Origin of the sequence: Pseudoalteromonas sp. P1-13-1a (genome assembly GCF_001401875.1) — a bacterium.
GTDB lineage: Bacteria > Pseudomonadota > Gammaproteobacteria > Enterobacterales > Alteromonadaceae > Pseudoalteromonas.
The window spans coordinates 26,120-48,733 of sequence record NZ_LKDV01000004.1; the positions used below are offsets into that span (position 1 = coordinate 26,120).

The 22,614-nt window shown below is 42.0% G+C and carries 19 protein-coding genes; 8 read left to right on the forward strand and 11 right to left on the reverse strand.

From position 1 onward, the window contains the following. Positions 1 to 46: 46 nt before the first annotated feature. On the reverse strand, positions 47 to 415 hold the full coding sequence (locus tag AN391_RS04605) for a DUF6794 domain-containing protein (RefSeq protein WP_055014305.1): 369 nt from the start codon (positions 413 to 415) through the stop codon (positions 47 to 49). Between the two features lie 127 nt (positions 416 to 542). Here AN391_RS04605 and AN391_RS04610 point away from each other — a divergent pair, with 127 nt between their 5' ends. Beyond that, entirely contained in the window at positions 543 to 1,697 is a 1,155-nt protein-coding gene (locus AN391_RS04610; RefSeq protein ID WP_055014306.1) for an IS110 family transposase, read from the forward strand. 993 nt (positions 1,698 to 2,690) lie between these two features. On the opposite strand, the gene serS is transcribed toward AN391_RS04610, so the two are convergent. The 6 genes from serS to lrp all read right to left on the reverse strand — a co-directional run bounded on the left by serS (position 2,691) and on the right by lrp (position 9,502). Beyond that, a complete protein-coding gene (serS, locus tag AN391_RS04615; protein WP_055014307.1) occupies positions 2,691 to 3,995 on the reverse strand; it encodes a serine--tRNA ligase in 1,305 nt (434 codons plus the stop codon). Positions 3,996 to 4,004: 9 nt separating this feature from the next. Continuing rightward, positions 4,005 to 4,385, reverse strand: a complete 381-nt coding sequence (gene crcB / locus AN391_RS04620; RefSeq protein WP_004586743.1) for a fluoride efflux transporter CrcB — start codon at positions 4,383 to 4,385, stop codon at positions 4,005 to 4,007. Next, positions 4,378 to 5,721 (reverse strand): replication-associated recombination protein A, encoded by a 1,344-nt coding sequence (locus AN391_RS04625; protein ID WP_055014308.1) that lies wholly within the window; start codon positions 5,719 to 5,721, stop codon positions 4,378 to 4,380. Before AN391_RS04625 ends, crcB begins: the two co-directional genes overlap by 8 nt. Then, on the reverse strand, positions 5,714 to 6,340 hold the full coding sequence (gene lolA / locus AN391_RS04630) for an outer membrane lipoprotein chaperone LolA (RefSeq protein ID WP_055014309.1): 627 nt from the start codon (positions 6,338 to 6,340) through the stop codon (positions 5,714 to 5,716). The genes AN391_RS04625 and lolA overlap by 8 nt, the downstream gene beginning before the upstream one ends. Then, complete coding sequence (locus AN391_RS04635) at positions 6,340 to 8,868, reverse strand: DNA translocase FtsK (protein WP_055014310.1); 2,529 nt, start codon at positions 8,866 to 8,868, stop codon at positions 6,340 to 6,342. The genes lolA and AN391_RS04635 overlap by 1 nt, the downstream gene beginning before the upstream one ends. Positions 8,869 to 9,022: 154 nt before the next feature. Beyond that, positions 9,023 to 9,502, reverse strand: coding sequence for a leucine-responsive transcriptional regulator Lrp (gene lrp, locus AN391_RS04640; protein ID WP_004586747.1), 480 nt, complete (start codon positions 9,500 to 9,502; stop codon positions 9,023 to 9,025). A 142-nt stretch (positions 9,503 to 9,644) separates the two neighbouring features. Between lrp and ald the strand changes: the two genes are divergently transcribed. Further along, a complete protein-coding gene (ald, locus tag AN391_RS04645; protein WP_055014311.1) occupies positions 9,645 to 10,766 on the forward strand; it encodes an alanine dehydrogenase in 1,122 nt (373 codons plus the stop codon). Positions 10,767 to 10,881: 115 nt separating this feature from the next. Here ald and pssA read toward each other — a convergent pair whose 3' ends face one another. Then, on the reverse strand, positions 10,882 to 12,207 hold the full coding sequence (gene pssA, locus AN391_RS04650) for a CDP-diacylglycerol--serine O-phosphatidyltransferase (RefSeq protein WP_055014312.1): 1,326 nt from the start codon (positions 12,205 to 12,207) through the stop codon (positions 10,882 to 10,884). 287 nt (positions 12,208 to 12,494) lie between these two features. Here pssA and trxB point away from each other — a divergent pair, with 287 nt between their 5' ends. The 4 genes from trxB (at position 12,495) to infA (ending at position 15,264) form a co-directional block, all read left to right on the forward strand. Continuing rightward, positions 12,495 to 13,445: a thioredoxin-disulfide reductase gene (trxB, locus tag AN391_RS04655; RefSeq protein WP_024033489.1), complete on the forward strand. Its 951-nt coding sequence runs from the start codon at positions 12,495 to 12,497 to the stop codon at positions 13,443 to 13,445. Between the two features lie 96 nt (positions 13,446 to 13,541). Beyond that, positions 13,542 to 14,258, forward strand: a complete 717-nt coding sequence (aat, locus tag AN391_RS04660) for a leucyl/phenylalanyl-tRNA--protein transferase (protein ID WP_055014313.1) — start codon at positions 13,542 to 13,544, stop codon at positions 14,256 to 14,258. Then, entirely contained in the window at positions 14,251 to 14,955 is a 705-nt protein-coding gene (locus AN391_RS04665; protein ID WP_055014314.1) for an arginyltransferase, read from the forward strand. Before aat ends, AN391_RS04665 begins: the two co-directional genes overlap by 8 nt. A 90-nt stretch (positions 14,956 to 15,045) precedes the next feature. Further along, complete coding sequence (gene infA, locus AN391_RS04670; protein WP_002962494.1) at positions 15,046 to 15,264, forward strand: translation initiation factor IF-1; 219 nt, start codon at positions 15,046 to 15,048, stop codon at positions 15,262 to 15,264. A 242-nt stretch (positions 15,265 to 15,506) separates the two neighbouring features. Here infA and clpA read toward each other — a convergent pair whose 3' ends face one another. Both clpA and clpS read right to left on the reverse strand, forming a co-directional pair. Beyond that, positions 15,507 to 17,768 (reverse strand): ATP-dependent Clp protease ATP-binding subunit ClpA, encoded by a 2,262-nt coding sequence (gene clpA / locus AN391_RS04675; RefSeq protein WP_055014315.1) that lies wholly within the window; start codon positions 17,766 to 17,768, stop codon positions 15,507 to 15,509. A gap of 68 nt (positions 17,769 to 17,836) precedes the next feature. Further along, positions 17,837 to 18,145, reverse strand: coding sequence for an ATP-dependent Clp protease adapter ClpS (gene clpS / locus AN391_RS04680; RefSeq protein WP_004586754.1), 309 nt, complete (start codon positions 18,143 to 18,145; stop codon positions 17,837 to 17,839). 209 nt (positions 18,146 to 18,354) lie between these two features. Between clpS and cspD the strand changes: the two genes are divergently transcribed. Together cspD and AN391_RS04690 are read left to right on the forward strand one after the other, a co-directional pair. Continuing rightward, positions 18,355 to 18,573, forward strand: coding sequence for a cold shock domain-containing protein CspD (gene cspD, locus AN391_RS04685; protein ID WP_004586755.1), 219 nt, complete (start codon positions 18,355 to 18,357; stop codon positions 18,571 to 18,573). Between the two features lie 447 nt (positions 18,574 to 19,020). Continuing rightward, positions 19,021 to 21,243 carry an NADP-dependent isocitrate dehydrogenase gene (locus tag AN391_RS04690; protein WP_055014316.1) on the forward strand — a complete coding sequence of 741 codons (2,223 nt, stop codon included), beginning with the start codon at positions 19,021 to 19,023 and terminating at the stop codon, positions 21,241 to 21,243. Between the two features lie 120 nt (positions 21,244 to 21,363). On the opposite strand, the gene AN391_RS04695 is transcribed toward AN391_RS04690, so the two are convergent. Next, the gene (locus tag AN391_RS04695) at positions 21,364 to 22,608 is read right to left on the reverse strand and encodes an amidohydrolase family protein (RefSeq protein ID WP_055014317.1); all 1,245 of its coding nucleotides are present in this window, start codon (positions 22,606 to 22,608) and stop codon (positions 21,364 to 21,366) included. Positions 22,609 to 22,614: the final 6 nt, after the last annotated feature.

Below are 22,614 nucleotides of genomic sequence, written 5' to 3' on the forward strand. Positions count from 1 at the left end.
GCTTGCGAGCGTCCGGCAGGCGAAGCCTGCGTATTTGAGCTGCTTGTTACATGTTGGCGCCATTAATAATCTCCCAAACTCCGTCCATGATTATCCCAGATGCATTGTCGGGGTGCATGTCTTGCTCTCCAATCGATTTAGCGCAAGATTTTCTGATTGGGGAGTTTTCCGACCACAAGCCATAGCTATTTCTTATCCCCATGCCCCAGGACATATGAAACATAATCAAATCTTCCTTTTTCGTTTCCTTGAGAGTCTTGATGCTATCGTCATCGAGGCTTTCAGCCACTTTCTTAATTGCGCCTTCACAGGTTTGTGGGATCTCAGAATTATTAATGGCTTCCACTTCTTTGGTTGGCTTCGAAGCACAGCCAACAAGGATAAATATTAGTAACGATGCAACTAAAAATTTCATCAGTTCCCCTAAGACATGTAGACATAATGACTCCCACACGGTGTTAGCCTCCGCTTTTCGTGGGTTAGCTTAATTCAAAGCCAGAGCCATAATTAGTTTGTCAAATAACTAAATAGCAGAGGCTAACATGAACAAACATAGCATACTTTTTATCGGACTTGATACACATAAAGAATTCAATGAAGTCGCCTATATTGAAGAACATAGAGGCGCGCAACCCGTTCATCTTGGCCGAATTTCTTCTTCCAAAGTGGCCGTTCAAAAGCTTGTTCGTCAGTTTGAATCCAAATACCCTGGCGCAACGCTACACTTTGTCTATGAAGCAGGCCCTTGTGGTTATTGGATTTACCGATTAATTACCAGCCTTGGCCATTGCTGTTATGTGGTTGCACCCTCTCTTATTCCTAAAAAGCCAGGTGAGAAGATTAAAACCGATAAACGTGATGCCCTTAAGCTTGCTAAATTACTTAAGTCTGAAGATTTAACACCTATTTATGTCCCCGAGCCTGAAGATGAAGCTGTACGCGATTTATCTCGTGCACGCGAAGTAGCCATGAAGGATTTAAAAGATGCTAAATATCAGTTAAAAGCGTTGCTGCTTCGCAATAATATTAATTATAAAGGCACCGCAAATTGGTCACAAAAACATTTACGTTGGCTCACTGAGCTTGTGTTGCCACATCCCGCGCAGCACATCGTCTTACAAGAGTTTTTACACACAATTACTGAACGAATAAGCCGACTTGAGCGGCTAGACAATGAGCTAACACATCACGTCCATCAATGGCGCTATTATCCTGAAGTAAAAGCAATACAAGCTATGCGTGGTGTTCGTTTGTTAGTCGCCACCGGCGTTGTTGCTGAGCTTGGCGATTTATCGCGCTTCGACCACCCCCGCAAATTAATGAGTTATCTTGGTCTTGTACCTAGTGAACACTCGAGTGGTGGCAAACGCCATATTGGCGCCATCACAAAATGCGGGAACGGCCGAGCAAGACGCCTTCTTGTTGAAGGTGCACACACTTATCGATATGCAGCAAATATATCAACAGATATGCAAAAACGACAAGAAGGTTTACCAAAGGACATTATTGATATTGCGTGGAAAGCACAACTTAGGCTCTGCAAGCGCTATAAAAAAATGATAGCCAAAGGGAAACATTACAACCTGGTTGTCACCGCCATTGCTCGAGAAATGATTGCATACATATGGGCAATTGCAAAAGAAGTGGTGCTAACGCCAGTAAATACAAAACTTAGATTGGCAAGAGTACCTGCATGATAAACGAATTAGAGTTAATGCATAGGATCAAGCATCGGGTGTGGCACAACCACCGACGGCGTTAGGATGGCAATGCAGTTAACGCTGCATTGAACCACGAACATAGACTGAAGACAGGTGCCATCGGTGACCGCCACAGGACGCAATAAGTAAGGTCTACTCTGTTACTAGAGATAGTAATAACCAACGAATATCAGCAAGATAACCGACGACATTACTTGCTTCATCCTATGTATTAACTCGCTCTAATTCGAGCTGAAGTAATTATGGCTTAAAAAGTTAAGCAAGGATCAGTGTGTTTAACTTGACAATGGGAGTCATACCAACGCCCGATTAACGGGTAAAAAATTGTGGGCTAAAATTGAGCGAAGCGAATAGCCCGCAAGTTTTTTATCCCTGTTTAATTGCTTGTTATGCGTTGACACACCACCTCCAAAGCGCTTGCGCCTGCACTAGCTAGCTAAACTTTTATTTAAAAAAAACAGTCACCAAACCAAAAATTGCAAAGAAACGTTCGACTGGTGAATGATGATTCTGGTCACAGCTTAAATTGAAAAAAGAAAAGCCAAGACCAACTTAAAATTTGATTACGCCACTGTACCTAAAAGCTGATTTGATGGAAAGACTTGAAGTAAAAACCGTTTTAAAGACAGCAATTTAAAGTGACGCATAACAACTTTGTATCCGACATTTGTCGCTTTATAAACCGACAAATGTCCAAATATTACGAAGCATCTAATGTAACCAGCGAATAAGCACATGTAAACAATTAGTTAGCTCTTATATAAATTTACTTGATGTAGAAAAACACCAAAATGGTAGAGATCAGTAATATCGGACAAAAGAGTAATACACTAATAAACAACAAAACTTAAACTTTTCTTTCGCCTTGAACCTTTTACCTTTAACTTTTTACCCACAAAAAAGCCGCTGTTCGTTAAAACAGCGGCTTTTCTACTTAAAGCTGATAGCTAAAAACTGACAGCTTGTATTTTAAGCTTTACCAATCACTTCAAGCCCACCCATGTATGGGCGTAATACTTCTGGTACTACTACTGAACCATCGGCTTGTTGGTAGTTTTCTAGTATGGCGACTAGTGTGCGACCAACCGCTAAACCTGAACCGTTTAGTGTATGGAGTAACTCTGGTTTTTTAGCACCTTCACGGCGAAAACGTGCTTGCATACGGCGCGCTTGGAAATCGACCATGTTTGAACAAGACGAAATTTCGCGGTAGGTATCTTGCGCCGGTAACCATACTTCTAAGTCGTATGTTTTGGCTGCGCCAAAGCCCATGTCGCCCATACATAAAATGACTTTACGGTATGGTAGTTCTAGTGCTTGTAAAATTTGCTCTGCGTGGCCGGTTAGCTCTTCAAGCGCTTGCATTGAATCTTCTGGTTTTACTAGTTGTACTAGCTCAACTTTATCAAACTGGTGCTGGCGAATTAAGCCCCGTGTATCGCGACCGTAGCTGCCCGCTTCACTTCTAAAACACGGTGTGTGCGCAGTTAAGCGAATCGGTAAATCGCTTTCTTCGTAAATTTCGTCGCGTGCGCTATTAGTAAGCGGTACTTCTGCTGTTGGGATTAAGCTAAAGCCAGCTTGTTGTTCGCCGTCGTCGTTTACTAGGCCTAATGTATGGAATAAGTCGCCTGCAAACTTAGGTAATTGGCTTGTGCCGTATAGGCTTGCGCTATTTACTAAGTACGGTACATACATTTCTGTATAGCCGTTTTTATCTGTGTGGGTGTCTAGCATGTATTGCGTAAGTGCACGGTGCATACGCGCTACTTGGCCACGCATTACTGTAAAACGTGCGCCACTAATTTTAACGCCCATTTCAAAGTCTAGGCCGTTTAGGTCTTGGCCTACGTCTACGTGATCTTTTACTTCAAAGTCGTACTTTTTAGGCGTGCCCCAAGTAAGTATTTCAACGTTGTCGTCTTCATCAGCGCCCTCTGGTACTGATTCGTCTGGCAAGTTTGGAATTGCTAAAGCAATGTCGTTAATAGCGTTGAGTACTTCGTCTTGCGCTTTTTTAGTTGCGTCTAATTCGCTGCCTAAATTTGCCACTGCATCTAGTAGTGGTTGTGCGTCTTCACCTTTTGCTTTTGCTTGGCCAATGGCTTTAGCACTGGCGTTACGTTGACTTTGAAGCTCTTGCGTTTTTACTTGTAATGTTTTGCGTTGTTCTTCAAGTTCTGTCACTTTTGCAACATCAAGCTCGTAGCCACGAGCCGCTAAGCGTGCTGCAGTTTGCTCAACGTCTTGTCGTAAATATTTAGAATCTAACATGTTAGTTTTTTAACCTTTTTGCATTACCAGCTGAAGGCCCAGCCAAGCCATAAAAATACAGATCATCACATTTAAGATGATATTGAGGGCCATTTTAATAAAGTGACCTTGTTGTAATAACAACAACGAGTCCATTGAGAATGTTGAAAAGGTGGTTAACGCACCTAAAAAGCCAATACCAATAAGGGTTTTAGCGGGGCTTGTGGCGATAATTTCTTTCTCTATCAAACCGTACAAAATGCCCATTAACAATGAACCCAGAATATTAACCGTCAACGTGCCAAAAGGGAATCCCCTACCAAGGAGTTTTAGCATGGTTTCGCTAATAAAAAATCGTAAACAGGCTCCTGAGGCGCCGCCAAGGGCGATCATCATATAAAGTTTAATCATTTTCGTATCGTTTAAGTGGGCTTTGCGCGTCGCGATCTTTTAGGTAATCAAGCTTTTGCTTAATTTTTTGCTCAAGGCCGCGATCGCTCGGTGTATAATACTGTTTGTCTTGAATTTCTGGCGGTAAGTACTTTTCACCTGCAGCAAAAGCGCCCTCTTCGTTGTGTGCGTAGCGATACTCAGCGCCATAGCCTAAGTCTTTCATTAGGTTGGTGGGCGCGTTTCGTAAATGCTCAGGCACTGGGTAACTTGGCTCATTTTTGGCATCTGCCTTTGCTTGGTTAAACGCCATATAAACGGCATTACTTTTAGGTGCGCTGGCTAAATATAAGGTAGCTTGTGCAATGGCGCGCTCGCCCTCACTTGGGCCCACACGCTGAAATATATCCCATGCGTTTAACGCCACTTCCATTGCGCGAGGGTCGGCGTTCCCTATGTCTTCTGTGGCAATGGCAAGTAAACGCCGTGCTACATAAAGTGGGTCGCCGCCGCCGGCTAAAATACGGCAATACCAATACAGCGCACCATCGGGGGAGCTACCTCGTACTGATTTATGAAAAGCCGATATTAAATCGTAAAATTCATCGCCGCCTTTATCGTATTTAGCTAAATGGGTTGGCAGTACTTGGCTTAATACGTGCTCATCTACGTTGTATGTGCCGTTTTGCTCACTCGTTAAATCAACCGCTTGCTCAAGTAAGTTTAATACTTTACGGGCATCGCCGCCGCTTGCTTGGCAAAGCGCCTGTTTGGCGTTATCGGCAATAACAATGTTTTTTTGGTTTAGTTGCTCATCTTGCTTAAGTGCGCGCTCTATCACAGTGTATAAGTCGCTTTCCTGCAAGGATTTTAAAACATACACGCGTGCGCGCGACAAAATAGCGTTGTTAAGTGCAAATGAGGGGTTTTCGGTTGTTGCGCCTACAAATATAAAGGTACCATCTTCTATGTGAGGTAAAAATGCATCTTGCTGCGATTTATTAAAACGGTGTACTTCGTCAACAAACATTAAGGTGCGTTGCCCGCGGCTTTGTAGGTTATCGTGGGCTTGCGTTACGCTGTCGCGAATATCTTTTACGCCTGCGGTCACAGCCGACATTTGTATAAGTTCGGCATCGGCGTGGTTTGCAATAATTTGCGCAAGGGTGGTTTTACCTACTCCAGGCGGCCCCCACAAAATTAAGCTGTGGCAACGTCCTGCAACAATGGCTTGGTGCAAGGGTTTATCGTCACTAAGTAAATGTTGCTGACCTATGTATTCGTCAAGCGTTGTTGGGCGCATTCGCGCCGCAAGCGGGCGTACATCTGGCCCAAAATTAAAGCCTAAATTATTCACCGTTACTCTGATCGTCTATTTCTACACCCTCTGGCGGGGTAAATTCAAAGGTGCTTGTATCAAGCGCGGTATTTACTTGTGCATCGCTAAAACTAAATGATGAAAGCTGACCAGAGTTATCTGTCACTACTAATTTAGCAAGGCCTTGCTCGTTACCTGCAAAGGTAATATCAAGTTGCTCTACTTGGCTCTCTACGCCTTTATTTGGTGTTACACTAAAGCCAGAGTCTGTGGCTTGAACACTGTATTTTTCCCATTGTGCAGCATCTTTTGAGGTAAGCAATACAAACGGCGTTGAATCTATAAGGCTATGGGTATCCATAATAGTTACTTGCTCAGCAAAGCTGTCGAAGTAATAGGTTTTATCACCATTTGATACAAATAAGGTATCGTCTGGGTTTGTTTGCTGCCAGCGGATCATCATAGGCTGTTTAAGGGCTATGGTGCCCTCGCCTTGCATAACTGCTTGGCCTTGCGAATCGGTTACGTTTTGTGAAAACTGCGCTTTAAAACTTTTAAGTGTGGCGAGTTTGTCTTGCAGTGCTTGGCTGTCGTCAGCAAAGCTAGGCGTGGCAACTAAGCTACCAAGCACTAATAATAAACTGTTTAATTTTTTCATTAATTTGCTCCATTAGGTACTAATACATCGCGAGCGCCGTTATGGCCTGGGGAACTCACGATACCCGATGTTTCCATTTGCTCTACTAGTCGTGCTGCGCGGTTATAGCCAACACGTAATTTACGTTGTACAGACGATACTGATACTTTGCCAGTTTCGATTACAAACGCTACGGCTTCGTCGTAAAGCGGATCTGACTCGTCATCTGCGTTTTCACTGGTTTCACCTGGTAATAAAACATCTTCTGTTGCATCACCATTTAAAATTTCATCAATGTAATTAGGTTTACCACGTGCTTTCCAATCGTTAACTACCGCATGTACTTCATGGTCGTCAACAAATGCGCCATGCACACGCTCTGGTACGCTTGTGCCTGGCGGTAAATAAAGCATGTCACCCATACCTAATAGGTTTTCAGCGCCTTGCTGGTCCAAAATAGTACGCGAGTCTATTTTGCTCGACACTTGAAACGCCATACGCGTAGGTATATTGGCTTTAATTAAGCCGGTAATTACATCTACCGATGGGCGCTGTGTTGCCAGTACTAAATGTATGCCTGCTGCACGTGCTTTTTGCGCAATACGGGCAATTAGCTCTTCAACTTTTTTACCTACAATCATCATCATGTCGGCAAATTCGTCAATAACCACCACTATGCTTGGTAGTTTGTCTAGCTCATCGGGGCCTTCTTTCATGCCGTCGGTGTCTTTAAATAATGGGTCAAGAATTGGGTAACCCGCCTCTTTGGCTTCCATCACTTTTTGGTTGTAACCTTTTAAGTTACGCACGCCCAGCGCCGACATTAACTTATAACGGCGCTCCATTTCACCGACACACCAACGCAGCGCGTTAGCGGCTTCTTTCATGTCGGTAACAACTTCACACAATAGGTGCGGAATACCTTCATAAACCGAAAGCTCAAGCATTTTCGGGTCAATCATGATCATACGAACATCATCTGGGCCCGATTTGTACAGTAAGCTTAATATCATTACATTAACGCCCACTGACTTACCTGAACCTGTGGTACCGGCTACCAGTAAATGGGGCATTTTACCTAAATCGGCACACACAGGTTGCCCTGCAATATCTTTACCTAACACCATGGTTAGAGGCGATGGATTTTGCTCAAATTTAGGGGCGTTAATGACCTCAGATAAACGTACGATTTCGCGGTATTTATTAGGCAGCTCTATCCCTATGTACGTTTTACCAGGTATAACCTCTACAACACGTACACTAATTGCCGATAATGAACGGGCTAAATCTTTTGATAAGCCCGTAATTTTAGACACCTTAATACCCGGTGCTAAATCAAGCTCAAAACGTGTTACAACTGGCCCTGGGTATACCCCTACTACAGTGGCTTGTACGTTAAAGTCGAGTAATTTTGTTTCAACAAGGCGCGATACACTTTCAAGCTCTTCTTGTGATATCGGGTTTTTTGCTTTGTCGGGTCTGTCGAGTAAATCAAGCGATGGTAATGGCCCTGGTGGTGGCTCTTTATCAAGTAACTCTTCAAACTTTTCTTTAGCTGTTGGCGGTGGCTGATACGCAGGTTTTGGCTTAGGCATTGGCCTTGCTGGCGATACCACCGTGGTAACTGGTTTTTCAGGCTCAACAACTTGGCTTTGATCTAGTGCATTTAACGCGGCCGCTGTATCCATAGGCTCATCGTCTATGGCGCTAAAGCCAATTTCTTGGTCGAGTATATCGTCTAGCTCATCAAATGGGCTGTAGTCATCACTAATTTGCGGCTCGCTAAAGGTTGGCTGCTCTTTAGTAATGGCTTTTTGTTTAGCTGGTTTTTTACTTTTTGCAGGCGCTTGTTCAAATTCTGGTGATTGCTCGTGTATGGTATCGCTTTGCTCATAATTATCAGCGTCATCATTAAATTGGGCATCGGCCTGCACAGGGCTTGCCGCAATGCGCTCTCGTTGCATCCAACCTTGGGCGTAATTAAAAGCATAGCGGTAGCCTCTAACCACTAAATCACCAAGGTAGTCTACAAATTCAACCCATGACACGCCGGTTAATAAAGTAAGCCCAGCAAAAAAGAAGCACAATAATAAAATAGAGGTACCGGTAAAGTTAAATGCTGGCATCATGGCCGATGCAATCACATCGCCCACTACCCCACCGGATGAAAAGTTATAAATATCATCAAAGTTAATGCTGCTAATTGCCGTTGCCGAGGTAATAAATAATGCAAAGCCAATAACACGCAAGGCAAGTGTGGTGTAATCGAGCTGTAAAATACGATGAGGTTGCTTAAACAGTAAATAGCCAAACAGCTGAATAGCGGCCGGCACTAAATAAGCAAGCCAGCCAAATGAAAGTAATAGTATATCGGCCACCCAAGCACCAGCAGTGCCTGTAATATTTTTTACGTTTCTAAATTCACCCGTTTGCGACCACGCGGGGTCTGCAGGATCAAAGCTGATTAAAGCACATAAAATGAATATTGCCGCAAAGGTGCTGATGATCAGCCCTGTTTCTAATAGTCTTTGCACACCATTTAGGCGCATAACTTCCTATCCCTCTTTATTGTTCTATTGGCACTTGCTTGCAATCAAATACCTTAGCAGGAAATGCAATTTGATGCACTTTATCTTAATATGTATGGCCTGATTATGAACAAGTTTTTATAAATTAGAGTGTGTTTATCTTTTGCGGTTGAATTTACGCAATGTAAGGGCGAATAATTACGCCGTCTTCACCTTTTACTTCTTCCATTACTACATAGGTGCGGCTTTCACTCACATTTGGTAGTTTTAAAAGTATGTCGCCTAGTACACCGCGGTATTCTGACATATCGTTTACACGGGTTTTTAATAAAAAATCAAAATTACCCGATACCAAGTGACACTCTATTATCTCTTCGTGCTGTTTAACCGCCGCACTAAACTCATCAAATACGTCGGGCGATGTTTTGGTAATAGTTACCTCAACATACACCGATAAGCCTTGGCCAAGCTTTGCTGGATCAACCACCGCTTTGTAGCCAAGTATGTAGCCTTCACGTTCTAACTTTTTTACGCGCTCCAGACAGGGCGTGGCGCTTAGGCCAACTCGTCGGGCCAGTTCTACATTAGAAAGGCGTCCATCGTGCTGTAATTCCATTAAAATTTTACGGTCAATTCTATCTAATAACTGATGCATACACCCAACTAGTTTAATATTCTGTTTATTTTTATTATTTAGATAATAACACTGGTTACCCTTTTAAAAAAGGTGAGACACACTGCCATATGATGAATATAATAGTGAAAAATGTTAATCCGTTCTTAATAAGGCAAATTTTATGATTATTGGTGTACCTAAAGAAATTAAAAACCATGAATACCGTGTAGGTATGGTTCCTGCGAGTGTTCGTGAATTAGTAAATCACGGCCACCAAGTGATTGTTGAAACAGATGCAGGTATGGGCATTGGTTTTACTAACGAAGATTACACTCAAGCTGGCGCTGAAATTTTAGCCACTGCAGCTGATGTTTTTGCAAAAGCAGACATGATCGTAAAAGTAAAAGAGCCACAAGCTGTTGAGCGTGCAATGCTACGCGAAGACCAAATTTTATTTACGTACCTTCACCTTGCACCTGATCTTCCGCAAACTGAAGACCTTGTTAAAAGCAAATCGATTTGTATTGCTTACGAAACAGTGACTGATGCACGTGGCGGCTTACCGCTTCTTGCACCAATGAGTGAAGTAGCTGGTCGTATGTCTATTCAGGCCGGTGCACAAGCGCTTGAAAAATCTAACCACGGCCGTGGTATGCTACTTGGTGGCGTACCAGGCGTTGAAGCAGCTAAAGTTGTTGTTATTGGCGGCGGCATGGTGGGTCGTAGTGCGGCGCAAATGGCTGTAGGCATGGGCGCAGACGTTGTTGTACTTGATCGCAACATCGATGTATTACGTTCATTAGACGCGCAATTTGGTAACAAAGTTAAAGCGATTTACTCAACTGCCGATGCACTTGAAAAACACGTACTAGAAGCTGACTTAGTAATTGGTGGCGTACTAATCCCAGGTGCAGCGGCACCTAAACTTGTTACAGCTGAACACATTAAAGCCATGAAGCCAGGCGCTGCAATTGTGGATGTTGCTATTGACCAAGGTGGTTGTATTGCAACGTCTAAAGCGACTACACACGCTGATCCAACATACATTGTTGATGACGTTGTGCACTACTGTGTAGCTAACATGCCAGGTGCAGTACCACGCACTTCTACCTTTGCACTTAATAATGCAACATTACCGTTTATTATTAACCTTGCAAACAAAGGTTACAAAAAGGCACTACTTGATGACGCGCACTTCTTAAAAGGCTTAAACGTAATTAAAGGCCAAGTAACGTATAAAGAAGTAGCAGAAGCGTTCAACATGGAATATGTTGATCCACGTACTGCAGTAGAAAACGCGTAATTTTGCGTTTAGTCGTTAGGTGTTATTGAATAAAATAGTTACCTAACTACAAACAATAAAAAAGCAGCTAATTAGCTGCTTTTTTTGTATCTAAATTTCGACTATATAAAGTAATTTATATAAAACGCTTAATTATAAAATCCACTTTTACGCGTTTAGCTTGACCAAGTAGCTTTTTAACCGGTTGTGGGTAATCTTCTACTGTTTCTAAATCATTTGGACCAGTTAAACGGCGGCAGTGTTTTAAAATTTCCTGCTTTTCGTTATCTATGGCTTGCATAATACTTTGCTGTGGGTCTTCAATTAAAATACCGTTTTCAATATCAAGCCCCCACGCCCGCGGATTAAGATTGTGGCCGCTTAATAAATGGCGTTGTCGGTCTGCGCAAATACCTTTTAAGTGAAACGAGTTACTATCGTGCTTCCATAAGTACACGTTTAAATTGCCGTTATCTATATGGCGCTTTTGCGATTTTACAAATTTATGCAAAATGGTTTCGTATAAATACGGTAATGCACCAATTTTACTAAACGGCTCATTTGGCGGCAGGTAAAAATCGTTCGCCGTTTTATCACCCACGACAATGGTTACCTGCTTACCTTGTTTTAATAATCTACGAAGCGAGCGCATAAGCGGCGCCGGAAAATTAAAATACGGTGTGTAAAGTACAAGCTCTTGCTCTGTGGTATCAAACAAATTTTTAATTAATCGGTTAAGGCTATTATTACGACGCCCTAAACCTAAAAACAAACGCACACCGAGTGGGTCGGTATTGGGCGTAGTTGGGTTTGCATAACTGGCCGACTTTAGCTCGCGCATTAATTGCTTTTGTTCAAATTTAAAGTCTATTAAGCGCTTAAGCGGGCGTGTATCAATACGCGGTACGGCTTGAGAAGCAATAAGCTTAGACTCAATAAAATCAATTACAGAGTCGCACAGCGCTGCTTGATTAACTAAAAAATAACGGTCCAGCCTGTAGCGATCATTATATTGTAAGTACACATTATTTAAGCTAGCACCGCTATACAAAAGCGTGTTATCGACCACAAAGCCTTTTAAATGTAATACACCAAAGAGCTCTTTTGCCTTAACGGGTACACCGTAAACTTGAACGTTTGATTTAAATTTTTCTAAATAGTCACAATATAAACTTGCGTTACCGTCTGATTTTGCTGCCCCAATAAGACCACGTTGAGCACGATGAAAATCAACCAACACTTTTATTTCAAGGTCGGGGTTCGCCAACGACACACGATGCAGCGCTTCGAGTATTTCACGCCCTGCTTCATCATCTTGTAAGTACAGTGCCGTAATGTAGATTCTTTGTTTTGCATTGCTAATTAAGCGTAGCAATTGCGTACGGTACTCTTGTGCGTTGGTTAAGACGTTAACGTCTTTTGAAGTCAACCCAAATGCGGGTTTTTCCTGCCAAAATAACATAGTTGCCTATTCACTAAGGTCACATAATCTATCAGTGACAAATAAAATTAAGTAAAACATATCAAAAAAATACTAACGGGTCATGAATTAACGAAGCTTTGTTGCTCATCTGTTTGTTTTTTAACCTCAACGCAGGCTTTTTTATCATTTACTGCAAGGTCAGTACATAATATTGCACAGCTTTTAATTTTGTCAGAAAAAAATATTCACATAATTTGTTTACTTGTGCCTTGTTTTTCTTAGAATCGAAGCCATTAAGTTCAGTATTAAACGTTTAGGAAAAGATCATGACTGAAGCAAAACACTCTAAGTTACTAATTTTAGGCTCAGGCCCTGCGGGTTACACTGCCGCGGTTTACGCAGCGCGTGCAAATTTAAACCCGGTTTTAATTACTGGTATTCAACAAGGTGGCCAATTAACGACCACAACTGAAGTTGAAAACTGGCCAGGCGATGCGCATGGTTTAACAGGCCCTGCATTAATGGATCGTATGAAAGAGCACGCTGAGCGCTTTGAAACGGAAATTGTGTTTGACCACATTAATAAAGTCGATGTGTCTAAGCGCCCTTTCACGCTTACTGGCGACCAAGGTACTTACACGTGTGATGCATTAATTATTGCCACAGGTGCGTCGGCTAAATACTTAGGCTTAGAGTCTGAAACTAACTTTCAAGGTCGTGGTGTATCTGCATGTGCTACGTGTGATGGTTTTTTCTATAAAGGGCGTAAAGTTGCCGTTGTAGGGGGTGGTAACACAGCAGTAGAAGAAGCGCTTTACTTATCTAACATTGCCGATGAAGTACACGTTATTCACCGTCGAGATAGCTTCCGCAGTGAAAAAATTCTTGCTGATCGCCTTAACGAAAAAGCGCAAAATGGTAACGTAGTAATGCACTACAACCGTACGCTAGACGAAGTACTTGGCGATGACATGGGTGTAACTGGCGTACGCATTAAAGATACACAATCTGATGCTACCGAGGAGCTTGATTTAGCTGGTGTGTTTATTGCTATCGGCCATAAGCCAAACACCGACATGTTTGAAGGCCAACTAGAGATGAAAGACGGCTATTTAGTTGTTGAGTCGGGCCTTAACGGTAACGCTACTCAAACAAGCGTACCTGGCGTATTTGCCGCAGGTGACGTGTCTGATCACATTTACCGTCAAGCAATTACATCTGCAGGTACAGGTTGTATGGCAGCCCTAGATGCTGAACGTTTCTTAGATAATCTGTAATCACGTTAAATATTTTAAAAGAGGCTGATAATTCAGCCTTTTTTTATGCCTAAAATGTAGTTACACTTTTATGATAATTAATAAGTTAAGCCCTCTATGAGAAACCAGCTATACCAACTCAGTGAAACCGATATAGCATTTCCAAATCCCGAATATGCACTCACCTCCCCCGATGGCCTGCTTGCCATAGGCGGCGATTTATCTGTAAAGCGATTAAGTAACGCCTACAAAATGGGTATTTTCCCGTGGTTCAGCGAAGGTGAACCCATTATGTGGTGGTCACCAAGTGAGCGTGGCATTGTAGAGCTAAATGACTTTCATATAAGTAAAAGCTTGCGTAAACATTTAAAAAAGCACCCTGTCAAAGTAACTGTTAACAATGCCTTTGCTGAGGTGATAGAAGCGTGCTGTGAGCAACGAATAGACACCGAAGGCACGTGGATAACAAACGAGATGTTAAGCGCTTATATTGCTGCACATGACGCTAATATTGCGCATAGTGTTGAGGTATGGCAAAACGGCGAACTTGCCGGTGGGCTTTATGGCATTATGCAAAATGGCATTTTTTGTGGCGAGTCGATGTTTCATCACCAAACTAATTGCTCAAAACTCGCCATGTGGGCGTTAGTAAATTGGTTAAAACGACATAACGCACATTTTATTGACTGCCAACTAGAAAACCCCTATTTAAGCTCTTTAGGTGCAAAAGTGATCCCTCGCTCAGAATTTTTGACTAGACTTAAATTAGCAGATTCTTACAGCCTCAACCCGATGATGTGGCAGCCACAGGAGTTAATAGCAATTTATGAGTGAACACATACCTTCTCGCGTAGGCCTTAGCCAAGAGTTTGCTTGTAGCTATTTACCTGACAGGCAAGAACAATTATTGGTAATACTTGACCCTACCTGTTACAGCACGCAAAAATTTGAGATGCTTTTATCGCTCGGCTTTAGGCGTAGCGGTAACCAAATTTACCGACCTCATTGCCCGTCGTGTAGTGCCTGTAATTCTGTACGCGTGTTAGCTCAAGAGTTTGACCCGTCAAAATCCCAAAAACGAAAACTCAATAAAGTAAAAGCACACTTTGAAGTTAAATACACTCAGGCTAAGCGCGAAGAATATTACCCGCTTTATAGTAAATACATTTCATTACGTCACAGCGATGGCACTATGTTCCCCCCTAATATAGAGCAATTTCAAAGTTTTTTATTTTGTAGCTGGCTAGAAATAACGTTTATTGAACTTTGGCACCAAGACATTTTAGTTGCAGTAGCCGTAACCGATTGTATGGATAATGCTGTTTCAGCTATTTATACGTTTTTCGATCCCGACTTTGAGCACTACAGTTTAGGCACTGTGATGATTTTACAGCAGCTCGAATTTGCCAAACAACAAAATAAAGAATTTGTGTATTTGGGCTACCAAATCGATGAATGCACCAAAATGAAATACAAAACTCAGTTTTTACCCGCGCAAAAACACGTTAATGACCAGTGGTTGGCTATTTAATTTGCAAAAATGCCCGCTGCGCCTTTACTTATTGGCGTATTTTGGGCAAAATCTGCAGCGTTTAACTATTAAAGAGGTGTTACGCTAAACATGGCGAAAGAAGACGTAATCGAAATGCAAGGGACTGTCCTTGATACTTTACCAAATACAATGTTCCGAGTTGAGCTAGAAAATGGTCACGTAGTTGTGGCTCATATTTCAGGTAAAATGCGCAAAAACTACATCCGTATTTTAACCGGCGATAAAGTAACGGTAGAAATGACGCCTTACGATTTATCGAAAGGACGTATCGTATTCCGTGCTCGCTAAGTGCGTAAACGAGATTTAGTTTTTGGCTAGTGTAAACTAGCTTAAAGCGTTTATTAAATGTAATTGATGGTGCTGACTAGCAATTACATTTAATAAACAAAAAACCCAGCTTTTGCTGGGTTTTTTGTTGCCTATTAAAAAGCACAAAAAAGCCCACGCGTATGGCGCAGGCTAGTTTATATACCCATTCACATAATTAAGTTACTATTTAGCGGATGGTTATTATAAGTAAATACACTGATTTAAGCGGGTGTTAAATTACTTTCATAGTCAAAGTTAATTTTCTTATCTTTAACAGATACTTTAACAGTACCGCCATCAACCAGTTCACCAAAGAGTATTTCGTTAGCCAATGGCTTTTTAAGCTCATCTTGAATAACACGTGCCATAGGACGTGCACCCATTGCTTTATCGTAGCCTTTATCTGCTAACCACTCTCGGGCCTTAGAGGTCAGCTCAAGATTAACTGACTTCTTATCTAATTGAGCTTGCAGCTCAACTACAAATTTATCGACCACTTGCAAGATAACCTCTTTTTCAAGGTGGTTAAACCAAATAATATTATCTAAGCGGTTTCTAAATTCAGGTGAAAATACCTTGTTAATTTCACTCATTGCATCGTGCGTATGATCTTGCTCGGTAAAGCCAATCGACTTGCGTGTTGTTTCTTGCACACCGGCATTGGTTGTCATAACCACCACGACGTTTCTAAAGTCAGCTTTACGACCATTGTTATCAGTTAACGTACCGTGATCCATGACTTGCAGTAGTATATTGTAAATATCTGGATGCGCTTTTTCAATTTCATCCAATAATACAACTGCATGCGGGTTTTTAATAACAGCTTCGGTGAGTAAACCACCTTGTTCAAAACCAACATACCCAGGAGGCGCACCAATTAGACGGCTCACTGCATGGCGCTCAACGTACTCTGACATATCAAAGCGAATAAACTCTACGCCCATACACTTAGCCAGCTGTTTAGTCACCTCTGTTTTACCTACACCTGTAGGTCCAGCAAATAAGAACGAGCCTACTGGCTTGTCTTCGTTTGCAAGCCCCGAGCGAGATAAACGAATCGCAGATGTTAGCGCGTCGATAGACTGATCTTGCCCAAACACTAACATTTTAAGATTACGATCAAGATTTTTAAGCGTTTCTTTATCGGTCGATGACACGCTTTGAGCTGGGATACGCGCCATTTTAGCAATAATCGATTCAATATCTGATACACCAATGGTTTTTTTGCGCTTAGAGCTTGGCTGCAAACGTTGGTTGGCACCGGCTTCATCTATTACATCAATGGCTTTATCAGGTAAGTGACGCTCATTAATGTATTTAGCACTTAGCTCTGCAGCTGCTTTTAGTGCTTTTTGTGTGTAACGAATGCCATGGTGTTCTTCATAACGCTCTTTTAAACCATTTAAAATTTTAGTGGTATCAGCCACACTCGGTTCAAGTACATCAATTTTTTGGAAACGGCGAACTAACGCACGGTCTTTTTCAAAAATATTTTTGTACTCATTGTAAGTGGTTGAGCCCATACAACGTAACTGCCCGCTCGAAAGTAGCGGTTTAAGTAAGTTAGATGCATCCATAACACCACCCGATGCAGCACCTGCACCAATAATAGTGTGTATTTCATCAATAAATAATATTGAGTTAGGTTTAGCTTGTAACTCTTTTAACAGGCTCTTAAAGCGTTTTTCAAAGTCGCCGCGGTATTTAGTGCCAGCAAGCAATGCGCCCATATCAAGCGAGTAAACAACAGCATCGGCAATCACTTCAGGCACTTGCTCGTTAACAATACGATACGCAAGGCCCTCTGCAATGGCTGTTTTACCAACGCCGGCTTCACCAACAAGCAATGGGTTATTCTTTTTACGGCGACATAAAACCTGCACCGTACGCTCTACTTCGCTGTCGCGACCTACTAATGGGTCTATGTTGCCGTCTTTAGCTTGCGCATTTAAGTTAGTGGTAAAGCTATCTAACTTACTTGCTTCTTCGTTTTGAACCTCTTGTACTTCTTCATGAATATCGTCAGTGTCATCACCTAACTCATCATCGGATTTAGAAATACCATGAGAAATAAAATTCACTATATCTAAGCGAGAAATATCACTTTTCTTAAGTAGATAAACTGCTTGGCTTTCCTGTTCAGAAAAAATAGCAACAAGGACGTTTACTCCCGTCACTTCGTTTTTACCTGATGATTGAACATGAAAAACTGCACGCTGAAGCACGCGCTGAAAGCCCAGTGTTGGTTGGGTTTCGCGTTCTTCTTCTAAGTCGGGAATAACCGGTGTGGTTTCGTCTATAAATTCTAATAGCTCGGTTTTTAAACCTGAAATATCCACCCCACAGGCGTTTAACGCTTCGCCTGCTGAAGGATTATCTAAAAGCGCAAGTAAAAGGTGTTCTACCGTCATAAACTCATGGCGGCGTGTACGCGCTTCACGAAACGCGGCGTTTAACGTTAGTTCTAAGTCTTTGTTTAGCATTGGCAACCCCTTACTGAGATAATTATTTTATACCACAACAATGAGATGATTGATCACCTAATTGGTATTTATTCCTGCTCACAACTACAAAGCAGTGGATGCTCGTTATCCCGTGCATAACGGTTAACTTGTTCCGCTTTGGTATGGGCTACATCGGCGCTAAATACACCGCATATCCCCTTCCCTTTTTCGTGAACTTGTAGCATCACATCAGTTGCTCTATCGCTATCCATATTGAAAAACGTCATCAGGACTTCTATTACAAAGTCCATTGGCGTGTAGTCGTCGTTATTTAAAACAACTTTGTATTTTCGCGGTGGTTGCAGCTTTTGCTTTTCACTATCGCGAACTGTGTCTATGACACCTGAATCTTTCATACCACTCATAATTAAATATAGTCTTGTCTTTAGAACTCAAGCAAACTTGAATAAAAAATAAATTAAATGTTAAAAAAATAACACAAAACACTTGACTGACTGGCCAAATAAACTACAGTCAGAAGTAGATTGATTAATCCTTAGTCAGTCTAGCAAATTATACGGTTTAGAATAACTAAATTAGTCAACTTATAGAAGGATGTAGAAGTATGGCTTGTGGTAAAGTCAAATGGTTCAACAACGCCAAAGGTTTTGGTTTCATCGTAGAAGACGGCTGCGAGAATGATATTTTCGCTCATTACTCAACGATTGTAATGGACGGTTATAAGACACTTAAAGCTGGTCAAGATGTAACATTCGAGCTAGAACAAGGCCCTAAGGGCTTACACGCTAAAAACATAGCCCCTAACGGCGACATTTTAGAGTGAACAAAATTTGTTCGACTAAAGCGAGCGACCTAATTTAGATCCTCGCTTAATTTCCCACTTACCATTCAACACTCTCCTTATTACTAAATTGCTCCTATACACACTAAATTCAACCCTTTTCCTTGATTTTATTTTATATACCCCAATGTTATAACAGTTACCTGCTAATTTAGGCTGTACAAAAGCGCAAGCCCTAGCCCTTTTTAAACAAGCTTGTTACACTCTTGTTGCTAAATTACGCGGTTACATTTTAGCTAATGCGTTTACGCTGCTAAATACGTGTACTTTGCAACCTATAAAAATCAGTTAGTCAGGTGTGACTATTCTGCCTTATGGCATATTAAGAGTACCGACACCTAACAAACTGCTTATTAACGCAGTCATGCGCTAATGAGTTTCTTTGCATTGTTGAATACGGCCACTGCGGCCTACTATCTAGGAATGATGATGACATCAAAAATTATCTACACTAAAACGGACGAAGCTCCGGCGCTAGCAACCTACTCGTTGCTACCAATTATCCAAGCCTATACAAATGCGGCAGGTGTTGAAGTTGAAACTCGCGATATCTCATTAGCAGGTCGTGTAATTGCAAACTTCGCTGATTACCTTACTGAAGAGCAACGCATTGGCGATGCGCTTGCAGAACTTGGCGAACTTGCAAAAACACCAGAAGCAAACATCATCAAATTACCAAATATCAGTGCGTCTGTACCGCAATTACGCGCTGTGATTAAAGAGCTTCAAGAAAAAGGTTACGCACTACCAGAATACCCTGCTGAGCCTAAAAATGATGAAGAAGCTAAAATTAAAGCAACTTACGACAAAATTAAAGGCAGCGCTGTAAACCCAGTATTGCGTGAAGGTAACTCAGATCGTCGTGCGCCTGGCTCTGTTAAAGAATATGCACGTAATAACCCGCATTCAATGGGTGCGTGGAGCAAAGATTCACAATCATACGTTGCGAGCATGAGCGAAGGCGATTTCTTTGGTTCTGAGCAATCAGTAACCGTTGATGCAGCAACTGATGTACGTATTGAACACGTAGCGACTAATGGCGAAGTAACTGTACTTAAGCAAAGCACTCCGCTAATCGCTGGCGAAGTAATAGATGCGTCACGCATTAGCGCAGCTAAATTACAAGCGTTTTTAGCAGCAGAAATTGATGCCGCGAAAGAAAAAGGCGTATTATTTTCGCTTCACATGAAAGCGACAATGATGAAAGTATCTGACCCTATTATTTTTGGTCACGCGGTAAAAGTTTTCTACAAAGACGTATTTGCTAAACACGGCGAGCTTTTTGAAGAGCTAGGTGTTGATGTAAATAACGGTTTAGGCGACGTTTATTCTAAAATTCAATCATTAGATGATGCTAAGCGCGAAGAAATTGAAGCAGACATTCAAGCGGTTTATGCTGATCGTCCTGCCATTGCAATGGTTGACTCTGACCGTGGTATTACTAATTTACACGTACCAAGCGATGTGATCATTGATGCATCTATGCCTGCTGCTATTCGTTCAAGCGGTCAAATGTGGAACAACGACGGTAAACTACAAGACACTAGCTTTGTGATCCCAGATCGTAGCTACTCAAGCGTTTACCAAGCGACTATTGATTTTTGTAAAGAAAATGGCGCATTTGATCCTACCACTATGGGTAGCGTTCCAAACGTAGGCTTAATGGCTCAAAAAGCAGAAGAATACGGTTCTCACGATAAAACGTTTGAAGCAAAAGCGGATGGCTCAATCCGTGTTGTTGATGCAAATGGCACTACGCTACTTGAGCACACTGTTGAGCAAGGCGATATTTGGAGAATGTGTCAGGTTAAAGACGCACCAATCCAAGATTGGGTTAAACTTGCGGTAAACCGTGCACGTGCAACGGGCGTACCTGCTGTTTTCTGGTTAGATGAAAATCGTGCTCACGATGCTCAGCTTATTAAAAAGGTAAACAAATACTTACCAGATCACGATACAGATGGCCTAGACATTCAAATTTTAGCGCCGCTTGAAGCAACTTTATTCTCATTAGCGCGTATTAAAGAAGGTAAAGACACTATTTCTGTAACAGGTAACGTATTACGTGACTACCTAACAGATTTATTCCCAATTTTAGAGCTGGGTACTAGTGCTAAAATGCTTTCAATTGTACCTCTTATGAACGGCGGTGGCTTATTTGAAACTGGTGCAGGTGGTTCAGCACCTAAGCATGTTCAACAGTTCGAAAAAGAAAACCACTTACGTTGGGATTCGTTAGGCGAGTTTTTAGCATTAGCGGCTTCGCTTGAGCACCTAAGTGTGAATACAGGCAACAAAAAAGCCCAAGTACTTGCTGACACACTAGATAAAGCAACCGGTACGTTCTTAGCTGAAAACAAGTCGCCTTCACGTAAAGTAAAAGAAATTGATAACCGTGGTTCTCACTTCTTCTTATCTCTATTCTGGGCACAAGAGCTGGCTAAGCAAGACGAAGACAGTGAGCTTAAAGCGCAATTTACACAAATTGCCAACGATTTAGAAACGCAAAAAGAGCAAATCGTAAACGAGCTTAACGATGCGCAAGGTCCTTCAATGGATATTGGTGGTTACTTCCAACCAAATGATGAGGCAGCGTTTAAAGCAATGCGCCCAAGCCCAACCTTTAACGAAATTTTATCTAAATTAGTATAATTTTAGATTAAATTAAAAAACCGCTTACGTAAAAAGTAAGCGGTTTTTTGTGCCTGGCTTTTGTATAAAAAATCCGCTATTTATAAAATAGCGGCCTGTAAACAATTAAAGCTATTTTAATTATTTTGTATAAGCTCGCGGCATAGATGACTCAGTAGTGTAGCGCTCACGTAGTTTATCTTGGCGAGACTGTGTAGATACTTCTTCACCATTAATAATCATTTTACTTACATGACTGCTTAACTCAAACGGGTCATTGCTCCACATCACTACATCAGCGGCTTTTCCAACTTCAATACTGCCAGCATTAATATTAAACACACTTGCTACATTAGATGTAACGGCCTTTAATGCGCCTTGTTGGCTCATGCCATATGAAACAGCATTGCCTGCATCAAAACGAAGTTGGTAAATATTATGACTGGCATCGCCGCCCACGGTTAAAATAACCTTAACCCCTGCTTTTTCTAGCACGGCTGCGTTATCTAAACTGGCATGTAGCGAGTCAAAGCTTGAGGGTAAGCTATCCATAGCACTCATAATTACGGGTACTTGCGCTTTAGCAATCTGCTCTTTAACAACAACCGCATCTTGTGCGCCATTGAGCACTAAATTAATACCAAATTGCGCTTTAACTTTAAGGAGCTCAATAATATCGGCCGCACGAGATACGCCAACTACCATTGGCATATCGCCGCTAAGTACTTTACGCATGACTTTATCTTCAGTGCTAGGCTTGCTGTCGTCGTCTTTTTTAGGCTTTTTAGCTGCTTTTGTTTGGTGCTCTTCAAGCTTATTAATGAGGGTTTGCAATGTAAATGCGCGCGACCCCTTGCTGCGCTCACCCAAATAAACCACTAAAGCAGCTTGCTTTTGTATATCGCTTTGTAAATTTCCGCTTAAATCAACAACACTTGCTAGGCCTGCAAAAATACTATCGCCCCCATGTGGGGTAATAATATCGCGAGTTACACCACCTTTACGTGCATAAGGGATAAGGCTTGAGTGAGCGTTGTAAGCAAGGCTTACGTCAAAATCAATACCTGCTTTTTCTTCGCCAGCATCACGTGAGCCTGCAACCGCGCTGACTTCTACTAAGCCAAGTTGGTTAATACTGGCAATAAACCCTGGCGTAACAATGCGGCCTTGAGCATCGATAACTTGGTCTGCATATACTTGTTGCGGGTTAATAGCGGTAATTTTACCGTTATCCATTATAATACTTGCGTTCTCTAGCACACCTTGCTCAGTAGCGGTATGAAGCGTTGCATTCACAATGGCAAGCGAGCGAGCATCCACTGTAGCTGAGGCTAACAATCCGGCAGCAACCAGAGATAGCGAAAACGAACGTGATAAATTTTTCATTCTGGG